Origin of the sequence: Oricola nitratireducens, assembly GCF_014904745.1 — a bacterium.
GTDB lineage: Bacteria > Pseudomonadota > Alphaproteobacteria > Rhizobiales > Rhizobiaceae > Oricola > Oricola nitratireducens.
Genome location: NZ_JACZCS010000027.1, coordinates 12,931 through 34,491 on the forward strand (window position 1 = coordinate 12,931; position 21,561 = coordinate 34,491).

Here is a 21,561-nt window from a genome sequence, read left to right on the forward strand (position 1 = left end):
ATCAGGACCTCGCCATTTCGCTGACCTTGTCGGCCTGGCTTTCGTCGATTTCGGACAGGGCGCCGATGCCGCAGCCTTCCAGGACGAGCGGCATCTCGTCCACATAGAGGTCGATCGGAATGTCCCTGGCTGCAAAGGCATTGGAATTCTCCAGGATTTCGCGCAGCGCCGGCTCCATGAGATCGAAGGCAATCGCGCCATGGCCGACGAAAACGACCCGGAACGGATCGACCAGCGCGAAAATACCCGCCAGGCCCGATCCTAGCGCACGACCGGCGGAAGCGAAAGTTTCGCGCGCCAGTTCGTCGCCCTCGCGCGCCGCATTGGCGATGCGCGCGATCTCGCCGGGGACGACATGGCTTGCGGGTTTCATGTCGCCGGGCTGGCCGCGAAACCGGCGCACGATGGCGTAATCGCCGGCATAGGCCTCGATGCAGCCCTTCGAGCCGCAGCGGCACAGCGCGCCATCGGATTCGAACAGCATGTGGCCGAACTCGGTGCCGGACGACTTGGTGCCGTTGATGATCTGGCCGCGCAGGAACAGGCCCATCCCGACGCCGTGGGCGAGGAGGATGGCGGCGAAATTGCAGCTGTAGAGCCGCGGGTCGCGCCAGTTGAGCGCCTTGGCGATCAGGTCGCAGTCATTGGCGATGCGGACCGGCGCGCGAAATTCCTCACTGAGCCAGCGTCCGATCGGAATGTTGGTCAGCGGGGTCATCGGCGAGCGAAGGACATTTTTTCCGGCGATGTCGGTGGTGCCCTGGACGCCGACCCAGATCCGGGCAAGCTGGTCATTGTCGAGCCCGGAGGCGTCCCAGGTCTGGCGGATCTCGGAAACCAGCGCCTGGCGGAAGGCGTCCATGGTGAGGTTCGCCATGTCGAGATGGAAGTCCTGATGCGCGATCACGGTGCCGGCAAAGTCGATGATGGTGACATTGACCGCGCCGATCTTCAAAATGATCAGCACCGCGTGGCGGAACCGCGGATTGATCGACAGGTTGACGCTCGGCCGGCCACGTCCGGTGCTGGCGCCGGTTTCGCTGCCGCGCGCGACAAGGATGCCCTCGGCGATCAGGTCGCTGGATATGGTCGAGACCGTCGCGGCGCTCAGTGCCGTCGACTGGGCGATTTCCCCGCGGCTGACCGCTCCCTTGCGGCGCACGATCTGGATGATGCGCAGCCTGTTTCGTCTTCGCATATCGTCGGAGCGAAGTACCACTGTCATTGGCCCGGCCGCCTCCTCACGTTCCGGGTGCGATGCAAAAATTTCATTTGCATTGCAACAAGTTGTCACATTTCCGTTTCATGTTGACATGCAAGCCCTTTTGAGTCACGATTTTTTTTGAGGCTTGAAATAAAGGGCTTCAAGGCGGGCCGAACAGTCGTTGTTCCGGTCCTGTTCAGCAGTTGCATTTCTATGCACCGGGAGGATTACATGAAAAAGATTGCAAGCGCGCTCCTAGCGGGCGTTGTGTTGTCGGTATCTATGGCCGGCGCGGCATGGGCCGATGGCAAGAAGATCGGCGTTTCCTGGTCGAATTTCCAGGAAGAGCGCTGGAAGACCGATGAAGCGGCCATGAAGGGAGCCATCGAGGCGAATGGCGACACCTATGTCTCGACCGACGCCCAGTCGTCCGCCTCCAAGCAGCTTTCCGACGTGGAGAGCCTGATGGCTCAGGGCGTCGACGCACTCATCGTGCTGGCGCAGGACACGCAGGCGATCATCCCGGCGGTGCAGGCCGCTGCCGACGAGGGTGTGCCGGTTATCGCCTATGACCGCCTGATCGAAGACAGCCGCGCCTTCTACCTGACCTTCGACAATGTCGAAGTCGGCCGCATGCAGGCACGCGCCGTTCTCGCGGCGGCCCCGAAGGGCAACTACGTGATGATCAAGGGCTCGCCCACCGATCCGAACTCCGACTTCCTGCGCGGCGGCCAGCAGGAAATCCTGCAGCCGGCCCTCGACGCCGGTGATATCAAGATCGTCGGCGAGGCTTATACCGACGGCTGGCTTCCGGCCAACGCCCAGCGCAACATGGAGCAGATCCTGACCGCGCAGGACAACAAGGTCGACGCGGTGGTCGCGTCCAATGACGGCACCGCCGGCGGCGTCGTTGCCGCGCTTGCGGCACAGGGAATGGCCGGCCAGGTACCGGTCTCGGGCCAGGACGGCGACCACGCGGCTCTCAACCGCGTTGCCAAGGGCACGCAGACCGTCAGTGTCTGGAAGGATGCTCGCGATCTGGGCAAGAATGCCGGCGAGATCGCTGCAAAGCTGGCCAGCGGCATCGCGATGGCCGACATCGACGGTGCAATCGAGTGGACATCGCCCGCGGGAACGACGATGACCGCCAAGTTCCTGGCTCCGGTTCCGATCACCAAGGACAATCTCGATGTGGTCGTGGATGCCGGCTGGATCACCAAGGAAGAACTCTGCCAGGGTGTCACCAACGGTCCGTCCCCCTGTAACTGACATTCATCATCTGTTACAGAATGCGTGACTGATGCCCCCATCCTTTGGGGTGGGGGCATCTCAATGCTTGGACCCGGACACGGCTATGACTGACACTTCCTCTGCAGCGACCGCGCAACCGGTGAAGCCCCGCAACTTTTTCGCAGCGCTGGAAATCGATACGCGGCTTCTGGGCATGGTGGGCGCTTTCATCCTGATCTGCGTCATCTTCAGCCTGTTGACCGACGGGCGCTTCATGACGCCGCGCAACATCTTCAACCTGACGATCCAGACGGCCTCCGTCGCGATCATGGCGACGGGCATGGTGTTCGTGATCGTCACCCGCCATATCGACCTGTCGGTAGGTTCGCTGCTGGCGACATGCTCGGCTGTCATGGCGATGATACAGACGGTCGTGACGCCGGACTGGCTGGGGCTTGGCCTGAACCATCCGGCGACGGCGCCTATCGCCATCATTGCAGGTATCATCACGGGGCTGGCGATCGGCGCCTTCCAGGGCTGGCTGATCGGCTACCTGACGATCCCCGCTTTCATCGTGACACTGGGCGGCTACCTGGTCTGGCGCAACGTGGCCTGGTACCTGACCACCGGTCAGACGATCGGGCCGCTCGACAAGAACTTCCAGCTGTTCGGCGGCATCAACGGCACGCTCGGACAAACCTGGAGCTGGATCTTCGCTGCGTTCGCCATCGTCGGCGCCCTCTATGTGCAGTTCAATGCGCGCCGGACCAAGGTCAAGCACGAGTTCCCGGTGAAGCCGGTATGGGCGGAAGTGGTCATCGGCGCAATCATTGCGGCGGCGATCATCGGCTTCGTCGCGATCCTGAACGCGTATGAAATCCCGACCGCGCGGCTGCAGCGCATCTACGCTGCGCGCGGCGAGGTCATGCCGGACGGGCTGGTCGCCGGCTACGGGATCCCGATATCGGTCTTGTTGCTTATCCTGGTCGCCATCGTGATGACGATCGTGGCGCAGCGCACGCGGCTCGGCCGTTACATCTTCGCCACCGGCGGCAACCCGGAAGCGTCGCAGCTGGCCGGCATCAACACGCGTTTTCTGACGGTCAAGGTCTTCGCGATCATGGGAGCCCTTTGCGCGCTGTCGGCGATCGTCGCCTCGTCGCGCCAGACCTTCCATTCCAACGACATCGGCACGCTTGACGAACTGCGAGTCATCGCCGCGGCGGTGATTGGCGGCACGGCGCTGTCCGGCGGTCTTGGAACCATTTACGGGGCCATTCTCGGCGCGCTGATCATGCAGAGCCTGCAATCGGGGATGGCGATGGTCGGCGTCGACGCGCCGTTCCAGAACATCGTGGTCGGAACGGTACTGGTGGTCGCCGTGCTTATCGATATCATCTACCGCCGGCGGACGGGAGACTGACCATGGCCGCGCCTCTTGTCGAACTGCGCCAGATGCAGAAATCATTCGGCGGCATTCATGCCGTCGACCATGTCTCGATCGACCTCAATCCCGGCGAGGTGGTCGGTGTGCTCGGCCACAACGGCGCCGGCAAGTCCGTGCTGATGAAGATGCTGTCGGGCGCCTTGCCGCGCGACGGCGGCGAGATCTGGATCAACGGCGCGCAGGCGACGATCAACAATCCGCGTGATGCGCGCGACTACCAGATCGAGACGATCTACCAGTACCTGGCGCTCGCCGACAATCTGGACGCCGCCTCCAACCTGTTTCTCGGCCGCGAGCTGGTGACGCCGATGGGATTCCTCGACGACGCCACGATGGAAGCCGAGACGCGCAGGATTCTGGCGCGGCTCAATCCGAACTTCCGGCGTTTCCACACACCGGTTGCGGGGCTTTCGGGCGGGCAGCGGCAATCCGTCGCGATCGCGCGCGCGGTCTACTTCAACGCCAAGATCCTGATCATGGACGAACCGACCGCCGCGCTCGGTGTGCAGGAAACGCGCATGGTCGCCGAACTGATCGAGCAGTTGAAGTCGGAGGGGATCGGCATCTTCCTGATCGACCACGACATCCATCAGGTGAAACTCCTGTGCGACCGGGCGAATGTGATGAAGAACGGCCGGCTGGTCGGCACCGTCGAGGTCGACAAGGTCACCGAGGATGACATGCTCGGGATGATCATCGCCGGCAAGTGTCCGCCGTCCGGCATTCCGGGGCCCGGTGCCATCGAGTGACGATCTGCCACAGCCCGGCCGAACACCGGCCGGGCTGTATTTTTCGCAAAACATTCATATGAGAGTCGCCTTTGCTTGCGCATACGGCACTTGACCAATTATTGTGCGGCAGAAATGATATTTAACGGCGTTTTGGTTTTGCCCGGGAGATTTGAGTGGCCACGGAATCCGCACGTAAGGACATCCATACCTCGGATATTCCGGCGATCTGCAAATCCTGCGAAGCCCGGCACCGGGGTATCTGCGGGGCGCTCACGCCCGAACAGTTGACCAAGCTCAACCGCTTCACCAAGCAGCAGCGTTACGAGAGCGGCCATGAATTGCTGTCGGCGGGCGAGGACGTCCACCGTTACTCGAACATCCTGCGCGGCGTGGTGAAACTGTCGAAGCTGATGGCCGACGGACGCCAGCAGATCGTCGGCCTGCAATTCGCACCGGATTTCATGGGACGTCCGTTCCGCGCGCAGAGCGAAGTGATCGCCGATGCGGCGACCGACGTCACCGTCTGCACCTTCCCGAAGGCCGTCCTGGAAGAGCTGGTGAGCGAATCGCCCAATCTCGAACACCGTCTGCACGAACAGGCGCTGGAGGAACTGGACGAGGCGCGCGAGTGGATGCTGACGCTCGGGCGCAAATCGGCGGGCGAGAAGGTGGCCAGCTTTCTGTTCCTGATCGCGTCGAACATCGATCCCGAGATCGAAACGGACGAAGGGCCGGTCATGTTCGAACTGCCGTTGAAGCGGTCGGATATCGCGGATTTCCTTGGCCTGACGATCGAGACCGTGAGCCGCCAGATCACCAAACTGCGCAAATCCGGCGTCATTCAGGTGGAAAACAACCGCACGGTGATCGTGCCGGATCTCGAAAGGCTGGAAAGAGCCTGCGAGATCGACGGCTAGAGCCGTTCATCTTCAAATGGAATCGTTTGAACGCGGGGATTTCGACGCAGCCGGGGCGGAAAATCCATTCCATCAAACTGCTTCCATTTAAAGATGAACGGCTCTAGGCGGCGTCAGACCGCTTTCGAATACCGCACAGAACTCTCGTTCAGATAGGCGTCGAACCAGCTTGCGACGATACGCGTGAACGGCCGCGCCTGCTCGCGGATCCGGAAACCCGTCTCGTCGACCTCGGTGAGCCCGTGGCAGTCGCCCGCCGCCGCCAGCTTCGCTTCGGCGATATAGGGGCGGGCGGCGTAGCCGAATTTCTGTTCCAGGCCGTCAAACGAAATCGAGAAATCGCACATCAGGCGCTCGATCATATGGGCGCGGATGCGGTCGTCGAGGCTGAGCTGGATGCCGCGTGTCGCCGACAGGCCGCCGTCGAGAACGGTTTTCTCGTACTGGCTGGTCGGCACGATGTTCTGCACATAGGCGTCGCCATAGGAACTGATCGAGGACGCGCCGAGGCCGATCAGCGTGCGGCAGGCGTCGGTCGTGTAGCCTTGGAAATTGCGGAAGAGGCGGCCTTCGCGGGCGGCTTCGGCCATGGTGTCGCCGGGCTTGGCGAAATGGTCGATGCCGATGCGGTCGTATCCGGCGGCGGCGATCAGGTCGGCGGCAAGGCCGGCATGGCGGAACCTGTCCATCGTGCCGGGCAGGTCCTCCTCGCGGATCAGGGTCTGGTGCTTTTTCAGCCACGGCACATGGGCGTAGCCGAACAGCGCGATGCGGTCGGGGGCGAGCGACAGCACCTTGTCGATCGTCGAGACCAGCCGTTCCTCGGTCTGCAAGGGAAGGCCGTAAAGGGCATCGATGTTGAGCGAATGGATGCCGGTCTCGCGCAACGCCGCGATCACGTCACGGGTCTGCTCGAAGGTCTGCGGGCGGTTGATCGCCTCCTGCACGGCATCGGAGAAATCCTGCACGCCGACGCTGGCGCGCGTCACGCCAAGGGCGACAAGGCCTGTCAGCGTCTCGTCGGTGACGTCGGACGGATCGATCTCGACGCTGATCTCGGTGGCGGCATCGAGGTTGAAATTGTCGCGCAGCGCCTGCGAGAGCCGTTCGAAGTCCGGCTGGCGCAGCATGCTCGGCGACCCCCCACCGAGATGCAGATGCGCCAGCCGGAGTCGACGCCCGGCGGTCTCCCGCACGGTCGCCATCTCCCTGATCAGTGCGCCGACATAAGCCTCCACCGGCGCATATTTCAGGGTGTGCTTGGTATGACAGCCGCAAAACCAGCACAGCCGGTCGCAAAACGGGATGTGCAGATAGAGCGAGACCGCCTCGTTTGCCGGCAGCCTTTGCAGCCGCGAGCGGGCGATCGCCAGACCGGCCTGGTCGCTGAAATGCGGCGCGGTCGGATAGCTGGTGTAGCGCGGCACGGCGCCGCGCTGGCTTGCCAGGATTTTTTCGGGGTCGATCATCCTGCGGCCTGCTGCTTGCACAGGATCGGCACGATGTGCTCGCGCTCGAACGCGATGTGGCGGCGCAGCCCCTCGAAGAAGCCGCGCAGCATGTAGGCGAGCGTCTCGGCGTTGGACGAGGCCTTGTCGGTGACGAAGCGGATCAGCGCGTCGGCGACCTCGTCGGCGAAGCTCTCGTCTTCCCAGTGCTCGTAGCGCAGGCGCTCGGTTGTCGCTTTCAGGTTTTCATCGACCCCATCGAGCGACATCAGCATCGGGAACAGCGTCTTTTCCTCGTATTCGTGCGCCGCGCAGATCATCGGATGGATGCATTTGGCCAGTTGCAGGCAAAACTGCGTGTCCGACAGTTCGGGCAACTCGTCGGCCAGTTCCTCGAGTTTGGCGCACAGCACGAGTTGTTCGTCGTGATGGGTGATCAGCTTCGAGCACACCAGTTTGGCGTCAACACCGGAGGCTCTCGGCAACGGCACGACATTATCGTCGAAGACGGTTCTTCTTGTTTTCATCGAGGTGGCCTCACCGGGCATTCAGGGAATTTCGGCAAGCATCGCCTGTTGGCCGGTGCCCTACATTGATCCAAGTCAAGGCAGTTGGACACGAAGCGCTGACATATCCATAGTGCGAAAAGAGGTCAGACGGCCGGGACAGCCGAGACTGACCAAGACGCATGTCCGAAGGGGGTCTCCCATGAATAATAGCTTTACGACCGCACTGGTCGGGTTGGCGGCGTTTCTCGTCCTGCTCGGTGCGGCATTTGCCCAGGATGCGGCGTTTCAGCAGCATGCCTGGATCATTTTCTTCGTGCTCGCCATCTCCACGGTCGTGATGCTGCGGCAGATGAAATTCGCGCCGGCAGGCGCGGAAAAGCCCGACACATCCGGCTACATGGATGACGTGATTCGCTACGGCGTGATCGTCACGGTGTTCTGGGGCGTGGTCGGCTTCCTGGTCGGGGTGCTCGTCGCCTCGCAGCTTGCCTGGCCGGAACTCAATATCGAACCGTGGTTCAATTTCGGCCGGTTGCGGCCGGTGCATACTTCGGCGGTGATTTTCGCATTTGGCGGCAACGCGCTGATCATGACCTCCTTCTACGTGGTTCAGCGCACCTCGCGCGCGCGCCTGTTCGGCGGCGGTCTCGCCTGGTTCGTGTTCTGGGGCTACCAGCTGTTCATCGTCATGGCGGCGACCGGCTACCTGCTCGGCATTACCGAGGGCCGCGAATACGCGGAGCCGGAATGGTATGTCGACCTGTGGCTGACGGTCGTCTGGGTCGCTTATCTCATCGTGTTCATGGGCACGCTGTTCAAGCGCAAGGAGCCGCATATCTATGTGGCGAACTGGTTCTATCTCGCCTTCATCGTGACGATCGCGATGCTGCACATCGTCAACAACCTGTCGATGCCGGTGTCGTTCCTTGGATCGAAGAGCTATTCGGCCTTCTCCGGCGTGCAGGATGCCCTGACGCAGTGGTGGTACGGCCATAACGCGGTGGGCTTCTTCCTGACCGCGGGCTTCCTTGGCATGATGTATTATTTCGTGCCGAAGCAGGCAGGCCGTCCGGTCTACTCCTACCGCCTGTCGATCATCCACTTCTGGGCGCTGATCTTCCTCTATATCTGGGCCGGTCCGCACCACCTGCACTACACGGCGCTGCCCGACTGGGCGCAGACGCTGGGCATGGTGTTCTCGATCATGCTGTGGATGCCCTCCTGGGGCGGCATGATCAACGGCCTGATGACGCTTTCGGGCGCATGGGACAAGCTCAGAACCGACCCGATCCTGCGCATGCTGGTGATCTCGGTGGCCTTCTACGGCATGTCGACCTTCGAAGGTCCGATGATGTCGATCAAGGCGGTGAACTCGCTGTCTCACTACACCGACTGGACCATCGGCCACGTGCATTCCGGTGCGCTCGGCTGGGTCGGCATGATCTCGTTCGGCGCGATCTACTACCTCACGCCGAAACTGTGGAACCGCCAGCGCCTCTACAGCCTGCGGCTCGTCAACTGGCACTTCTGGCTCGCCACGCTCGGCATCGTCGTCTACGCGGCGGTCATGTGGGTGTCGGGCATCATGCAGGGCCTGATGTGGCGCGAATACGACGACCAGGGCTATCTGGTCTACTCGTTCGCGGAATCCATTGCCGCGATGCACCCCTACTACGTGCTGCGCATGATGGGTGGCCTGCTCTACCTGACGGGCGCCCTGGTGATGGCCTTCAACATCTACAAGACGATCCGCGGCGACGTGCGTTCCGAGGTGCCGATGGGCGCCGAAGCGCTGCAGCCGGCGGAATAAGGAGCACATCCAATGTCGATAATGGAAAAACACCAGGTTCTCGAAAAGAACGTCACGCTCCTTTTCGTCGCCGCCTTCGCCGTGGTCACGGTCGGCGGCATCGTCGAGATCGCACCGCTGTTCTACCTCGAGAACACGATCGAGAAGGTGGAGGGGATGCGTCCCTATTCACCGCTCGAGCTGGCCGGCCGGGACATCTATGTGCGCGAGGGCTGCTACCTCTGCCACAGCCAGATGATCCGTCCGTTCCGCGACGAGGTCGAACGCTACGGCCACTACTCGCTGGCAGCGGAGTCGATGTACGACCATCCGTTCCAGTGGGGGTCGAAACGAACCGGGCCTGACCTGGCCCGGGTCGGCGGACGCTACTCGAATGCGTGGCATGTCGAACACCTGATCCACCCGCAGTCGGTGGTGCCGGAGTCGGTCATGCCGTCCTACGCGTTCCTCGCCAAGACCGAGCTCAAGATCGAGAACGTGTCGGGACACCTGATCGCCAACCGGCGCGTCGGGGTTCCCTACACCGACGACATGGTCGCGAACGCGGAAGCCGACCTGATGGCGCAGGCTGACCCGAACGCCGATACGTCGGGGGTCGAGGAGCGCTATCCGAAGGCCGTGCTCGGCGATTTCGATGGCGATCCGGCCAAGGTGACGGAGATGGACGCGCTCGTTTCCTATCTGCAGATGCTCGGTACGCTGGTCGACTTCTCGGTCTACCAGCCCGAACAGAATTACCGGTAGGAGGCAGCAATGAATCTCGAATACCAGGCCATGCGTGCCTTCGCCGACAGCTGGGGGCTGCTCATGATGTTCGCGTTCTTCGTCGCGACCGTCCTGTGGCTGTTTCGCCCCGGCGCAAAGAAATCCAGTGATGATGCGGCCCGCATCCCCTTCAAGGAGGACTGATCAATGGCCGACAAAAAGGAAATCGATGAAGTCTCCGGCGTCGAGACCACGGGTCACGAATGGGACGGCATCAAGGAACTGAACAACCCGTTGCCCCGCTGGTGGCTGTGGACCTTCTATGCCTGCATTATCTGGGCGCTGGCCTATACGGTCTTCTATCCGGCGTGGCCCGGCATCACCGGGGCGACGGCGGGCATTCTCGGCTGGTCCAGCCGCGGCGACCTGGCCAAGGAAGTCGAAACCGCCAAGGCCGCCCAGGCGGTCTATCTCGACAAGCTGGCGGCGACCGACATCACGCAGGTGAGCGCCGATCCGGAACTGGTCCAGTTCGCCTCGGCCGGCGGTGCGTCGATGTTCAAGGTCTACTGCGTGCAGTGCCACGGCTCGGGCGCGCAGGGTGGTCCGGGCTACCCGAACCTGAACGACGACTCCTGGATCTGGGGCGGCACCATCGAGGACATCTACACGACCCTCATGCATGGCGTGCGCTATGCGGCCGACGAGGATACCCGCATCAGCGACATGCCGGCCTTCGGCCGTGACGAGATCCTCACCCGCGAGGACATCAACAATGTCGCCTGGTATGTGCGCAAGCTCTCCGGCCAGGACTACGAGGAGACCAATGCGGCCGCCGGCGAGACGATCTTCGCCGACAACTGCGCGGCCTGCCACGGCGACAATGGCCAGGGCACGCCGGAACTCGGCGCGCCGCGCCTGAACGATGCGATCTGGCTCTATGGCGGCACCCATGCCGACATCGTCGCCCAGGTTACCAGCCCGCGGCAGGGCGTCATGCCCGCGTGGAGCGGCCGTCTCGGCGAGACGTCCGTCAAGCAGCTCGCGGTCTATGTCCACGGCCTCGGCGGCGGACAATAACTGAAAAGTGGCGGCGCGGGTCCTATCCCATCGAGCTCGATGCGGATCCGCGCTGCCGAAACTTCGCACTGTCGCTCGCGGCGCTCCACATGGCCATCGCCGCCCAGCTCGCGACATAGACGATGCCGATCCCGAGGACGGCCTCGCCGGGAACCGGGCCGATATCGGCCCGCCCGATGAACTCCTCCAGGGACGTGACCGCTGTCGGATGCACCATCAGTTTGCCGATATAGGCGACCGTCTGGATCAGCAGGATCCAGAGATAGTTGCGCCTGATGCGCCGGCCGATCGCGGTGGCGAGGCCGATATGGTATTCCGGCCGCGAATAGTCGTCGGCCAGCACCTCGTTCCATCCCGATTCCATGTCCAGGTCGCCGGTCGTCAGCATCGGCACGTAGAGATTGGTCTCGATCCAGCGCGCGCGGGCGCGCCAGACATTGAAATAGCGGTAGCGCCGGGCTTCCAGAAGCAGGAAGAACAGGATCAGGATGCCGACAAGGACCAGCGGCAGGGCCGCCGCGTTCGGCGAGGAAAAGGCGATCGACAGGGCGATCCCGAGCGTCACCACGGCCCAGTTCGTGGTCGTGTCGAGCCGGGTTCTCCAGATGGTCGAGCGGTAGATTTCGCCGCGATACAGATGGGCGATGGCGCCCATTTCAGAGGCGGTGAATTTGCGCCCAGCCCGCTGCTTCTTTACGGTGTCCATGGCGGTCTCCTCCCGACCAGGCAGTGTCTCACGCGTTCGGGTCGCGGTCAAAACGGTCAAACGCGGCGCGGTTCCACGGGAAGACCCGGCCGGCGCCGGTTCGAGACCGCTTCCGGCGCAAACGCCGCGCTGCGGCGAAAAGCTGCAGGGGACATGCATTTTTTAGCGGCGTGGGCATCTAAGCTTGATGCAGGTCAAGGAATGTCGCGCCTGCAAAACGGCAAGGTCGCCGAAAAACCGGGAAACCACCGATGAACGATCAATCCGTCGCAGCCAAGGTCAAGGACAAGGACGCCGATGTCGAAAGGCTTGACGTCGAAGCGGTCAATGTTGGCGCGAAACAGAAGACACAGCCGCTTTACGCGGCGCGTGAGGCGATCTTTCCGAAACGCGCCGAGGGGCGCTTTCGCCGGCTGAAATGGCTCATCATGCTGGTGACGCTCGGCATCTACTACGTGACGCCGTGGATCCGCTGGGACCGCGGCACGCACGCGCCTGACCAGGCCGTTCTCATCGACATGGCGCATCGCCGCTTCTACTTCTTCTTCGTCGAAATCTGGCCGCAGGAATTCTTCTACGTCGCCGGCCTCCTGGTGATGGCGGGCGTCGGGCTGTTTCTCGTCACCTCCATCGTCGGGCGCGCATGGTGCGGCTACACCTGTCCGCAGACCGTGTGGACCGACCTTTTCATCGCGGTGGAACGGTTCTGGCAGGGCGATCGCAATGCCCGCATGCGGCTGGCGAAGGCGCCGTGGTCGTTCGAGAAAATCCGCAAGATGGTGTCGACGCACGCGACCTTTCTGGTGATCTCGGTGCTGACCGGCGGCGCGTGGATCTTCTATTTCGCCGACGCGCCGACACTGTTGAAGAGCTTCGTCACCCTCCATGCGCCGTTCATTGCCTATGCGACGGTCGCGGTGCTGACGGCGACGACCTATGTCTTCGGCGGGCTGATGCGCGAGCAGGTCTGCATCTACATGTGTCCGTGGCCGCGCATCCAGGCGGCGATGCTGGACGAGGATTCGCTCGTCGTCACCTATAATGACTGGCGCGGCGAGCCGCGTTCGCGTCACGCCAAGAAGGCGGCTGCGGAAGGCAAGCCCGTCGGCGATTGCGTCGACTGCAACGCCTGCGTCGCGGTCTGTCCGACGGGTATCGACATCCGCGACGGCCAGCAGCTCGAATGCATCACCTGCGCGCTGTGCATCGACGCCTGCGACGCGATCATGGACAAGACGGGCAAGGAACGCGGCCTGATCGCCTATGCGACGCTGCGCGAATACAACCACAACATGGCCATCGCCCAGGATCCGGCGACCGGCACGATCATCCCGTCGCGGGTCCGCGACGCGGACGGGAAATTCGACGACAACATCAAGCATTTCGACTGGAAGATCATCTTCCGCATCCGCTCGCTGATCTACATGACCGCATGGGCCGCCATCGGCGTCGGCATGATGGTGGCGCTGCTCAGCCGCGACCGGCTGGAGATCAACGTCCAGAAGGACCGCAACCCGGTCTTCGTCACCTTGTCCGACGGCTCGATCCGCAACGGCTACACGGTCAAGCTCCTGAACATGATCCCCGAGCCGCGTGTCGTCTTCCTGTCGCTCGATGGCCTGCCGGGTGCTACGATGAGCATCAACGACGTCGACCAGCCCGATGGCGTGAGCTTCGCGATCCCGGTCGAGCCGGACAAGCTGCGCGCGCTGCGCGTCTTCGTCTCGCAGCCGAAGCAGTTCACGCATCCGGGGCAGGTGCACTTCAAGCTGACGGCCGAAGACAAGCAGTCGTTCGAAACCGATACCTATGACGCGATATTCGAGGCTCCGAAGAAATGACCATATTCGAGAAGATCCTGGGTACCCGCGAGTTCACCGGCTGGCACATGCTGGGCGTGCTGGTGCTGTTTTTCGGCACCATCATCAGCGTCAACCTGACGCTCGCCTACTACGCCAATTCGACATGGACCGGCCTCGTCGTCCCGAACTCCTATGTCGCGAGCCAGCACTTCAACGACGTCACGGCGGAAAAACGCCGCCAGGCGGCGCTCGGCTGGTCGGCGAAGATGGATTACGAGGACGGCGTTTTCTTCGTTGACCTGACGGACCCGGACGGCAACGCCATCCGCGACGCCGTCATCGCGGCCAAGATCGGCCACCCGGTGCAGGACCGCGACGACCAGACGGTGACGCTGCTCGCCGAGGGCGGCGCGCGCTACGCAGCGGAGGTCGCGCTGCGGCCGGGTGTCTGGAATGTTGATCTTTCGGTGACCGGCCCGAAGGGCGAAGTGTGGACCCGCGCGATCCGGTTCATGGTCAAGGGGTAGGTGGTTCAAGGGGTAGCATGAGATGGCAGGCAGCTGCTGCGGCGGAGACCTCGGCGTAGATAACGCCATGTGTTCGACCGGTGTGCGCGACTTCACGCGGGTGGAGGAATTGATGCGCGCCGGCCATCGCGAGGAAGACGGCACGGTGCGTTACGTGCTGTCGGTGCCGGACATCCATTGCGGCGCCTGCATCTCGGCGATCGAGCGCGGCCTGAACGGGCTGGAAGGCATCGTCTCGGCGCGGGTGAACCTGTCGCTGAAGCGCCTGACCGTTATCCTCGACAGCGCGGAACGCTCGCCCGGTTTCGTGATCGCGAAACTCGACGCGCTCGGCTATCCGGCCGCCGCCGTCGATCTCGGCGACCTCGGCAATGTCGAGCAGAAGCGCAAGTCCGACCGCCTGCTGAAATCGCTTGCCGTCGCCGGATTCGCCGCCGGCAACATCATGCTGCTGTCGGTCTCGGTGTGGTCCGGCGCAACGGGCGCGACGCGCGACCTGTTCCACCTGATCTCCGGCCTGATCGCCATTCCGGTCGTCGCCTATTCGGGCCAGGTGTTCTTCTCCTCGGCGCTCAACGCCTTGATGGCGCGGCGTCTCAACATGGACGTGCCGATTTCGCTCGCCGTGATCCTGGCGCTCGGCATGAGCACCTATGAAAGCCTGACCGGCGGCGCCGAAGCCTATTTCGACGCGGCGGTGACGCTGCTGTTCTTCCTGCTGATCGGGCGTTACCTCGACCAGGTGATGCGCGACCACGCGCGCAGCGCCGTGCTCGGGCTCGCCAGGATGACGGCGCGCGGCGGCACGGTGATCGGCGCCGACGGCAAGGCGGCCTATGTGCCGGTCGACGAGATCGTGCCGGGCATGGTGATGCGCGTCGCGCCGGGCGAGCGCATTCCCGCCGATGGCCGCATCGTCAAGGGCGCTTCCGATCTCGACCGGTCGCTGGTCACCGGCGAAAGCGCGCCGGTTTCGGTGTCGCCGAACACCGACGTGGAAGCCGGAACGCTGAACCTGACCGGGCCGATCGACATCTCGGTCACCCGCAAGGCCGACGAATCCTTCATCGCCGAGGTCATGCAGATGATGGAGGCGGCGGAAAACGGACGCGGACGCTATGTCCGCATCGCCGATCGCGCTGCGCGGATCTATGCGCCGGCCGTGCATCTCCTGTCGCTGTTCGCCTTCGTCGCCTGGATGATCGTCACCAAAGGCGACTGGCATGCCTCGCTCTATACGGCGATCTCCGTCCTGATCATCACCTGTCCCTGCGCGCTTGGCCTCGCCGTTCCGGTGGTCCATGTCATCGGCGCGGCGCGCCTATTCGGCCAGGGCATCCTGATGAAGGACGGCTCAGCGCTGGAGCGGCTCGCCGAGGCCGATTTCGCGATCTTCGACAAGACCGGCACGCTGACGACCGGCACGCCGCGTATCGCCGCGTCGAGCATCAGCGCCGACGACGCACCGGCGGCACGCGCCCTGGCGCTGCATTCGATCCACCCGGCGTCGCGCGCCATCGCGGCCTTCCTGTCCGACGCGGACAACGCCGACATCACCGATATTCATGAAGTGCCGGGCTATGGCGTGGAAGGCATGCTCGACGGCCGCAAGATACGGCTCGGCCGGGCGGAATGGGCCGGCCAGATCGCCGACGTGAAGGCGGATGAAGCGCTCGCCAGGGGCGGTCTGTCCTTTGCCTCCGAGGGCGGCGAGATCGCCGGCTTCACGCTGTCGGAAACCCTGCGGCCGGGCGCGGCGGAAGCCGTCGGCGCGCTTTCGGGGCAGGGCATGACCATCGAATTGCTGTCGGGCGACAGCGCGGCTTCGGTCAAGGCGATCGCCGGGACGCTCGGCATCGCGACCGTGCGGGCGCACGCGACCCCGGCCAGCAAGATCGCCCGCATCAAGGGGCTGCAGGCCGAGGGCCACCGCGTGCTGATGGTCGGCGACGGGCTCAACGACGCGCCGGCGCTCGCCACCGGCCATGTCTCGATGGCGCCGGCCTCGGCCTCCGACATCGGACGCATGGCGGCGGATTTCGTCTTCACCCGCGATACGATGATGTCGGTGCCGTTCGCGCGCGAGGTCGCGCTCAAGGCGGGCCGGCTGGTGCGGCAGAATTTCGGCCTCGCGATCCTTTACAACTGCATCGCGGTGCCGCTCGCCGTCGCCGGCTTCGTCACGCCGCTGATCGCCGCGCTGGCGATGTCCGGCTCGTCCATCGTCGTCGTCACCAACTCGATGCGGCTGGCGCGCGGCGGCAGGCTGCTGCCGGGCTTCAAGCGCAAGGAAAAGGCCGGGCAGTCGACGGAGGCGCTGGCGTGAATGTCCTGATCTTCCTGGTGCCGATCGCGCTCGGCCTCGGCGTGCTGGGCCTCGGCGCATTCCTGTGGTCGATCAGGACCGGCCAGTACAACGACCTCGACGGCGCCGCGGAGCGGATATTGGACGAGGACGCGGACGAGAAGCCGCTGGGTTAGGGTTTCGGTCTAAGGGTTTTTGGCCAAGACGTCGTCGATTGCAGCCGAAATCCACTGTGTGATTAGGGACCTGGCTTCCCATATTTCCATCGGCTTTTCGTGCGGTGGGAACTTTGGGCTCGGATGATGCCGCCCATCCGTATTTGCTGTTTGACGAAATCGCCTCTCTTCCTTTTCCGAAATACCAGAGTTGGGAAACTCTCGAATGGCTTCGTATGCTTTGTACAGCTCTATCCAACCTGGCTTTCCCTCCATGTATCGCAAGGCGCTTCCGATATCCGGTTTCAGATCCGTCGCGCGCATCCAAAGCTGCGCTCTTGATGGCGCGGGAGGCGGCTCGATTACGTTGCCATCAGAGTCCGAGACTGTAACCTCAACGATCCCGCCGCGGAGGCGCATCATACCGGCTTCAGCCTCAATTCGGATATGCTTACGCGGCTTCCCGTCGGGGACAAACTCGATCACGGCACTATTAACGATAGGATCGGCATCCGCGTTTTTCGCCATGACTACATTGAGGGTTCGGAATAACTGCTTACCGGCGTCATGCACCTCCTTACTTGTGGTGAGGCCGTCGAATCCCGATGATCTAAGGGCTAGGTAGTTTCCGTGCTCATGTTCGACTTCCTCGACAAAAGGATCAAAGGGCGGCTTGAGAAATACTCGCCATCTTTCCTTGTCGTCATCGTTGCCGATCAGTTCGATGCCCCACTGATTGGTTGCCCGGTTCATTTGCGCTCCCGGCGCTGGGTCTTTGGGTTAGCTCAACAGCAACATAGTGGCTTCGCCGCTCATTCCCAAGCGGCGGGGCGGCGCGGGCGGAACCTTATTGGTGCCGCCTCTGGCGCACCGCCAGCCGCTCCCGATGCAGCGTATAGATGCCCGAGGCCATGATGATCGCCGCGCCGACCAGCGTCCACCCGTCCGGCAGTTGCGAGAACACCAGCCAGCTCAGTCCCGTGCTCCAGACGATCATGGTGTATTGCAGCGGCGCCAGCGTCGCTGCCTCGGCAAGTTCGAGGGCGCGAATGATGAGGAGTTCGCCGGTCCCCGCGGCACAGGCAAGAAGCAGGATCAGCAGCACCTGCTGACCGCTCGCCGGCGTCTGCCAGACGAAGAGCATGGGCACGGTCAGAAGCGCGACGCTGCTGATCGCCGTGTAGGTAATGGTCGTCACCGTCCGGTCCACCGGCCCGAGGATGCGCGACAGGATCTGGCGCACCGCAAACAGCGAGGCGGCCGCGAGAACCACGAAGATCGCGGGATGCAAAAGGCCGAGCCCCGGCCGGATTATGATCAACGTGCCGATGAAGCCGATCGTCACGGCCGTCCAGCGGCGGATGCCGACCGTCTCGCGCAGGATGAGAGCGGCCAGTATCGTCACCGCGAAGGGCGCGACGAAACTGACGGCGACAGCATCGGCCAGCGGAACATAGCCGACAGCGAAGATGAAGGCGGACGCCGACATCGCGGCCGCGCAACCGCGCAGGATCTGCAAGCCGGGGCGCTTTGTTTTCAAAACGGGAAGGCCGCGCGTGGCGAGAAACCAGATACCGGCGCTCAGCAGCCCGAGCTGGCGGAACCAGGCGATCTGGAAGGGTTGAAAATCCCGGGTGAGATATTTTGCGGTCGCGTCGGCAACCGAAAAGAACATGAATCCCAGAATCATCAGGCCGATACCGAAGCCGGTTCGGTTGACGCGTGGCGGTTCGACTGCTGCGATGGGGGCGTTAGGGTAGGGCATTCGGTCTGCCCTTATCCTTTTCCGCCGCGCAAAGCCATCGGACAGTCAAGCGCTTGGGCGAGGCCTACTCGAAACTGAAGGGCACCGTGTCGCGCGCGGTCTCGTCCACGAACAGCTTGTGCTTGAGCGGCGGCACGGCGCGCTGGTGGCAGTCTTTCCTCTCGCAGATTCGGCAGGAGATGCCGATCGGCTCGAAGGCCTCGTTGCGGGCGATGTCGAGGTCGTCGGCATAGACGAGTTCGCCCGCGTGGCGCACCTCGCAGCCGAGCGCGAGCGCGTAGCGTTGCACCGGCCGGCGGAAGCCGCCGCCGGGTTTCGACACCGTCGTCGCAAGGCACAAATAGCGAATCCCGTCAGGGGTTTCTGCCAGTTGCCTGATGATCCGGTTCGGCGTCTCGAAGGCCGAATGGACGTTCCACAAGGGGCAGGCGGAGCCGAATCTCGCGAATTGCAGCTTGGTGGCGGAGTGGCGCTTGGTGATGTTGCCGGCCTGGTCGACGCGGGCGAAGAAGAACGGCACGCCCTTCAGCCCCGGCCGCTGCAATGTCGAGAGCCGGTGGGAGACCTGCTCCAGCGAGGCGCCGAAGCGGTCGCCGAGAAGCTCGATGTCGTGGCGCAATTCGCGCGCGGCGTCGAGGAAGGTCGCGTAGGGCAGGACGGTGGCGCCGGCAAAATAGTTGGCAAGCCCGATCCGGCAGATCGCGCCGGCGTCGCGCGAGCGGAATTCGGCCTTTTCGACGATCTGTTGAATCGCGTCGGAATGGGCGAGCAGGGCGAGCTGGTGGGCGATCTGGAAGGCGTGGGTGGCCGGCGACAGGCGCGGATTGAGCGCCAGCACGCGGCTTTCCGGCGCGTAGCGGCGCAACGCGCCCGGTTCCGCCGCATCGCCGCCGACGATGACGCGCACGCCGTGCTCGCGCTCGATGTGGTCGGCAAGGGTGCGGGCGCGGTTGGCGGTCTCGCCGCCGAGCCGGGCGGCGAGGCGCTCGGCCTCGCGGTCGAGCCCGTCGACATAGTTGTCCATGTAGTGGAAAAAGTCGCGCACCTCCTCATAGGGCGTCGGGTCGGACTGCGCGCCGGTGCGCTCCAGCGTGTCGTCGAGCTCGGCGAGGCGCTCGCCGGCGCGGCGCAGCGCCTGGTGCATCGAGAGGAAGGCATGCGCGACGGCGGGCGTGTTCTGGACGACGAGCTTCAGGTCCTGGGCCGGCGGCTGCTGGCCGCCGAACAGCGGGTCGGCCAGCGCCTCGGCGAGATCGGCGAGCAGCCGGTCATCCTCGTTGCCGGACAATTCCTTGATATCGACGGAGAATATGTCGGCGAGCGCGAGCAGCACCGGGGCGGTGATGTGGCGCTGGTTGTTTTCGAGCTGGTTGAGATAGCTGGTCGAAATGCCGAGCTGGGCGGCGAAGGCCGATTGCGTCAGCCCGTGGCCCTGGCGGATGGTGCGGATCTTGCGACCGGCAAAGACTTTCCGTGCGCGCATGTTTGCAACTTCGCTATTTGCTATTTGATTTTTTACTAAATCCGCTTGCTTGCTTTTTCAACCCTAGCTGCGCAGGTTCGAAACGATTACGAAACCCGTTCGGGAAACGCGCGGGAACCGATTGAAAGGGCTCAAATGCTGGAAATCATCGAACAGTTGGAGCAACGCCGCGGGGAAGCCCGTCTCGGCGGCGGGCAGAAGCGCATCGACGCGCAGCACGCCAAGGGCAAGCTGACGGCGCGCGAGCGGCTCGAAGTGCTGCTCGACGAGGGCTCCTTCGAGGAATACGACACCTACAAGGCGCATCGCTGCACCGATTTCGGGATGGACCAGACCAGGATTCCCGGCGACGGCGTGGTGACCGGCTGGGGCACGATCAACGGCCGTCCGGTCTATGTCTTCTCCCAGGATTTCACCGTCTTCGGCGGCTCGCTGTCGGAGACGCACGCCGAAAAGATCTGCAAGGTGATGGACCTCGCCATGCAGAACGGCGTGCCGATAATCGGCCTCAATGATAGCGGCGGCGCGCGCATCCAGGAGGGCGTCGCCTCTCTCGGCGGCTATGCCGAGGTGTTCTGGCGCAACGCGCAGGCCTCCGGCGTCATTCCGCAGATTTCCGTCATCATGGGCCCGTGCGCGGGCGGGGCGGTCTATTCGCCGGCGATGACCGACTTCATCTTCATGGTGAAGGACACCAGCTACATGTTCGTCACCGGCCCGGACGTGGTGAAGACCGTCACCAACGAGATCGTCACGGCGGAGGAACTCGGCGGCGCGTCGACGCATTCGAGGAAGAGTTCCGTCGCCGACGGCGCCTACGAGAACGACATCGAGACGCTTCTGGAAGTGCGCCGCGTGTTCGATTTCCTGCCGCTGTCGCACCGCGAAACCCCGCCGCTGATCCCGACGGCGGACCCCGGCGACCGGCTGGAGATGAGCCTCGACACGCTGGTGCCGACGGACGCGCACAAGCCCTACGACATGCACGAGGTCGTCACCAAGGTCGCCGACGAGGGCGCGTTCTTCGAGATCCAGAAGGACCACGCGAGGAACATCCTCACCGGCTTCATCCGCCTCAACGGCTCGACGGTCGGCGTCGTCGCCAATCAGCCGATGGTGCTGGCCGGCTGTCTCGACATCGACGCCTCGAAGAAGGCCGGGCGGTTCGTGCGGTTCTGCGACGCCTTCAACATCCCGATCCTGACCTTCGTCGACGTGCCGGGCTTCCTGCCGGGGACCGCGCAGGAATATGGCGGCATCATCAAGCACGGCGCCAAGCTGCTGTTCGCCTATGCGCAGGCGACCGTGCCGAAGGTCACCGTGATCACCCGCAAGGCCTATGGCGGCGCCTATGACGTGATGGCCTCGAAACACATCCGCGCCGACATGAACTATGCCTGGCCGACGGCGCAGATCGCGGTGATGGGCGCCAAGGGCGCGACCGAGATCCTCTACCGCTCGGAACTGGGCGACCCCGACAAGATCGCCGCACGCACCAGGGAATACGAGGACCGCTTCGCCAACCCGTTCATCGCCGCCGAGCGCGGCTTCGTCGACGAGGTGATCATGCCGCACTCGACGCGCAAGCGCGTGGCCCGCGCCTTCGAACTCTTGAAGGGCAAGCAGGCCAGCGCGCCGGCCAAGAAGCACGACAACATTCCGTTATGAGGGGAAGCCTGCGCATCGATGGCTGCAATCCTCCGCTTCTGCTCTATAAATCCTGGTGGAACCCAACCT

Annotated in this window: 20 protein-coding genes; 13 read left to right on the forward strand and 7 right to left on the reverse strand. The window is 63.6% G+C overall.

All coding sequences use genetic code 11. From position 1 onward, the window contains the following. Nucleotide 1: 1 nt before the first annotated feature. Complete coding sequence (locus tag IG169_RS14160) at nucleotides 2-1,225, reverse strand: ROK family transcriptional regulator (protein ID WP_193176878.1); 1,224 nt, start codon at nucleotides 1,223-1,225, stop codon at nucleotides 2-4. Nucleotides 1,226-1,435: 210 nt separating this feature from the next. Between IG169_RS14160 and xylF the strand changes: the two genes are divergently transcribed. From xylF to IG169_RS14180, 4 genes are all read left to right on the forward strand, one after another. Beyond that, nucleotides 1,436-2,473, forward strand: coding sequence for a D-xylose ABC transporter substrate-binding protein (gene xylF, locus IG169_RS14165; protein ID WP_193176879.1), 1,038 nt, complete (start codon nucleotides 1,436-1,438; stop codon nucleotides 2,471-2,473). Between the two features lie 85 nt (nucleotides 2,474-2,558). After that, on the forward strand, nucleotides 2,559-3,857 hold the full coding sequence (locus tag IG169_RS14170; protein WP_193176880.1) for a sugar ABC transporter permease: 1,299 nt from the start codon (nucleotides 2,559-2,561) through the stop codon (nucleotides 3,855-3,857). A 2-nt stretch (nucleotides 3,858-3,859) separates the two neighbouring features. After that, nucleotides 3,860-4,630 (forward strand): ATP-binding cassette domain-containing protein, encoded by a 771-nt coding sequence (locus tag IG169_RS14175; protein ID WP_193176881.1) that lies wholly within the window; start codon nucleotides 3,860-3,862, stop codon nucleotides 4,628-4,630. A 155-nt stretch (nucleotides 4,631-4,785) separates the two neighbouring features. Then, nucleotides 4,786-5,529 (forward strand): helix-turn-helix domain-containing protein, encoded by a 744-nt coding sequence (locus IG169_RS14180; RefSeq protein WP_193176882.1) that lies wholly within the window; start codon nucleotides 4,786-4,788, stop codon nucleotides 5,527-5,529. 113 nt (nucleotides 5,530-5,642) lie between these two features. On the opposite strand, the gene hemN is transcribed toward IG169_RS14180, so the two are convergent. Both hemN and IG169_RS14190 read right to left on the reverse strand, forming a co-directional pair. Then, nucleotides 5,643-6,998 carry an oxygen-independent coproporphyrinogen III oxidase gene (gene hemN, locus IG169_RS14185; protein WP_193176883.1) on the reverse strand — a complete coding sequence of 452 codons (1,356 nt, stop codon included), beginning with the start codon at nucleotides 6,996-6,998 and terminating at the stop codon, nucleotides 5,643-5,645. After that, nucleotides 6,995-7,504, reverse strand: a complete 510-nt coding sequence (locus IG169_RS14190; protein WP_193176884.1) for a hemerythrin domain-containing protein — start codon at nucleotides 7,502-7,504, stop codon at nucleotides 6,995-6,997. The genes hemN and IG169_RS14190 overlap by 4 nt, the downstream gene beginning before the upstream one ends. A 181-nt stretch (nucleotides 7,505-7,685) precedes the next feature. Between IG169_RS14190 and ccoN the strand changes: the two genes are divergently transcribed. The 4 genes from ccoN to ccoP are packed head-to-tail and all read left to right on the forward strand — an operon-like array spanning nucleotide 7,686 to nucleotide 11,081. Continuing rightward, nucleotides 7,686-9,296, forward strand: coding sequence for a cytochrome-c oxidase, cbb3-type subunit I (gene ccoN / locus IG169_RS14195; protein ID WP_193176885.1), 1,611 nt, complete (start codon nucleotides 7,686-7,688; stop codon nucleotides 9,294-9,296). A 12-nt stretch (nucleotides 9,297-9,308) separates the two neighbouring features. After that, nucleotides 9,309-10,040 carry a cytochrome-c oxidase, cbb3-type subunit II gene (gene ccoO, locus IG169_RS14200; protein WP_193176886.1) on the forward strand — a complete coding sequence of 244 codons (732 nt, stop codon included), beginning with the start codon at nucleotides 9,309-9,311 and terminating at the stop codon, nucleotides 10,038-10,040. Nucleotides 10,041-10,049: 9 nt separating this feature from the next. After that, nucleotides 10,050-10,205, forward strand: coding sequence for a cbb3-type cytochrome c oxidase subunit 3 (locus IG169_RS14205; protein WP_193176887.1), 156 nt, complete (start codon nucleotides 10,050-10,052; stop codon nucleotides 10,203-10,205). Nucleotides 10,206-10,208: 3 nt separating this feature from the next. Further along, entirely contained in the window at nucleotides 10,209-11,081 is an 873-nt protein-coding gene (ccoP, locus tag IG169_RS14210) for a cytochrome-c oxidase, cbb3-type subunit III (RefSeq protein WP_193176888.1), read from the forward strand. Between the two features lie 22 nt (nucleotides 11,082-11,103). Here ccoP and IG169_RS14215 read toward each other — a convergent pair whose 3' ends face one another. Next, nucleotides 11,104-11,787: a DUF2270 domain-containing protein gene (locus tag IG169_RS14215; RefSeq protein WP_246717389.1), complete on the reverse strand. Its 684-nt coding sequence runs from the start codon at nucleotides 11,785-11,787 to the stop codon at nucleotides 11,104-11,106. Nucleotides 11,788-12,038: 251 nt separating this feature from the next. On the opposite strand from IG169_RS14215, the gene ccoG reads away from it, so the two are divergent. From ccoG to ccoS, 4 genes are read left to right on the forward strand one after another with little or no spacing between them, the layout of a single operon-like run. Continuing rightward, the gene (ccoG, locus tag IG169_RS14220; RefSeq protein WP_193176889.1) at nucleotides 12,039-13,628 is read left to right on the forward strand and encodes a cytochrome c oxidase accessory protein CcoG; all 1,590 of its coding nucleotides are present in this window, start codon (nucleotides 12,039-12,041) and stop codon (nucleotides 13,626-13,628) included. Beyond that, a complete protein-coding gene (locus IG169_RS14225; RefSeq protein ID WP_193176890.1) occupies nucleotides 13,625-14,116 on the forward strand; it encodes a FixH family protein in 492 nt (163 codons plus the stop codon). Before ccoG ends, IG169_RS14225 begins: the two co-directional genes overlap by 4 nt. Nucleotides 14,117-14,138: 22 nt before the next feature. Then, nucleotides 14,139-16,442 carry a heavy metal translocating P-type ATPase gene (locus IG169_RS14230; protein ID WP_246717390.1) on the forward strand — a complete coding sequence of 768 codons (2,304 nt, stop codon included), beginning with the start codon at nucleotides 14,139-14,141 and terminating at the stop codon, nucleotides 16,440-16,442. Next, entirely contained in the window at nucleotides 16,439-16,597 is a 159-nt protein-coding gene (gene ccoS, locus IG169_RS14235; protein ID WP_193176891.1) for a cbb3-type cytochrome oxidase assembly protein CcoS, read from the forward strand. Before IG169_RS14230 ends, ccoS begins: the two co-directional genes overlap by 4 nt. Nucleotides 16,598-16,606: 9 nt before the next feature. On the opposite strand, the gene IG169_RS14240 is transcribed toward ccoS, so the two are convergent. The 3 genes from IG169_RS14240 to IG169_RS14250 all read right to left on the reverse strand — a co-directional run bounded on the left by IG169_RS14240 (nucleotide 16,607) and on the right by IG169_RS14250 (nucleotide 19,824). Continuing rightward, nucleotides 16,607-17,329: a hypothetical protein gene (locus IG169_RS14240; RefSeq protein ID WP_193176892.1), complete on the reverse strand. Its 723-nt coding sequence runs from the start codon at nucleotides 17,327-17,329 to the stop codon at nucleotides 16,607-16,609. A 94-nt stretch (nucleotides 17,330-17,423) separates the two neighbouring features. Further along, nucleotides 17,424-18,341 (reverse strand): DMT family transporter, encoded by a 918-nt coding sequence (locus IG169_RS14245; protein WP_210326026.1) that lies wholly within the window; start codon nucleotides 18,339-18,341, stop codon nucleotides 17,424-17,426. Between the two features lie 64 nt (nucleotides 18,342-18,405). Beyond that, entirely contained in the window at nucleotides 18,406-19,824 is a 1,419-nt protein-coding gene (locus IG169_RS14250; protein ID WP_193176893.1) for a helix-turn-helix domain-containing protein, read from the reverse strand. A gap of 135 nt (nucleotides 19,825-19,959) precedes the next feature. Between IG169_RS14250 and IG169_RS14255 the strand changes: the two genes are divergently transcribed. After that, nucleotides 19,960-21,492, forward strand: a complete 1,533-nt coding sequence (locus tag IG169_RS14255) for an acyl-CoA carboxylase subunit beta (protein ID WP_193176894.1) — start codon at nucleotides 19,960-19,962, stop codon at nucleotides 21,490-21,492. The last annotated feature ends 69 nt before the right edge of the window (nucleotides 21,493-21,561 follow it).

Coding starts and splice junctions, on each gene's coding strand:
- IG169_RS14160 (WP_193176878.1), bottom strand. CDS start 1,225: ATGACAGTGGTACTTCGCTCCGACGATATGCGAAGACGAAACAGGCTG.
- xylF (WP_193176879.1), top strand. CDS start 1,436: ATGAAAAAGATTGCAAGCGCGCTCCTAGCGGGCGTTGTGTTGTCGGTA.
- IG169_RS14170 (WP_193176880.1), top strand. CDS start 2,559: ATGACTGACACTTCCTCTGCAGCGACCGCGCAACCGGTGAAGCCCCGC.
- IG169_RS14175 (WP_193176881.1), top strand. CDS start 3,860: ATGGCCGCGCCTCTTGTCGAACTGCGCCAGATGCAGAAATCATTCGGC.
- hemN (WP_193176883.1), bottom strand. CDS start 6,998: ATGATCGACCCCGAAAAAATCCTGGCAAGCCAGCGCGGCGCCGTGCCG.
- IG169_RS14190 (WP_193176884.1), bottom strand. CDS start 7,504: ATGAAAACAAGAAGAACCGTCTTCGACGATAATGTCGTGCCGTTGCCG.
- ccoN (WP_193176885.1), top strand. CDS start 7,686: ATGAATAATAGCTTTACGACCGCACTGGTCGGGTTGGCGGCGTTTCTC.
- ccoO (WP_193176886.1), top strand. CDS start 9,309: ATGTCGATAATGGAAAAACACCAGGTTCTCGAAAAGAACGTCACGCTC.
- IG169_RS14205 (WP_193176887.1), top strand. CDS start 10,050: ATGAATCTCGAATACCAGGCCATGCGTGCCTTCGCCGACAGCTGGGGG.
- ccoP (WP_193176888.1), top strand. CDS start 10,209: ATGGCCGACAAAAAGGAAATCGATGAAGTCTCCGGCGTCGAGACCACG.
- IG169_RS14215 (WP_246717389.1), bottom strand. CDS start 11,787: ATGGACACCGTAAAGAAGCAGCGGGCTGGGCGCAAATTCACCGCCTCT.
- ccoG (WP_193176889.1), top strand. CDS start 12,039: ATGAACGATCAATCCGTCGCAGCCAAGGTCAAGGACAAGGACGCCGAT.
- IG169_RS14225 (WP_193176890.1), top strand. CDS start 13,625: ATGACCATATTCGAGAAGATCCTGGGTACCCGCGAGTTCACCGGCTGG.
- IG169_RS14230 (WP_246717390.1), top strand. CDS start 14,139: ATGGCAGGCAGCTGCTGCGGCGGAGACCTCGGCGTAGATAACGCCATG.
- IG169_RS14240 (WP_193176892.1), bottom strand. CDS start 17,329: ATGAACCGGGCAACCAATCAGTGGGGCATCGAACTGATCGGCAACGAT.
- IG169_RS14245 (WP_210326026.1), bottom strand. CDS start 18,341: ATGCCCTACCCTAACGCCCCCATCGCAGCAGTCGAACCGCCACGCGTC.
- IG169_RS14250 (WP_193176893.1), bottom strand. CDS start 19,824: ATGCGCGCACGGAAAGTCTTTGCCGGTCGCAAGATCCGCACCATCCGC.
- IG169_RS14255 (WP_193176894.1), top strand. CDS start 19,960: ATGCTGGAAATCATCGAACAGTTGGAGCAACGCCGCGGGGAAGCCCGT.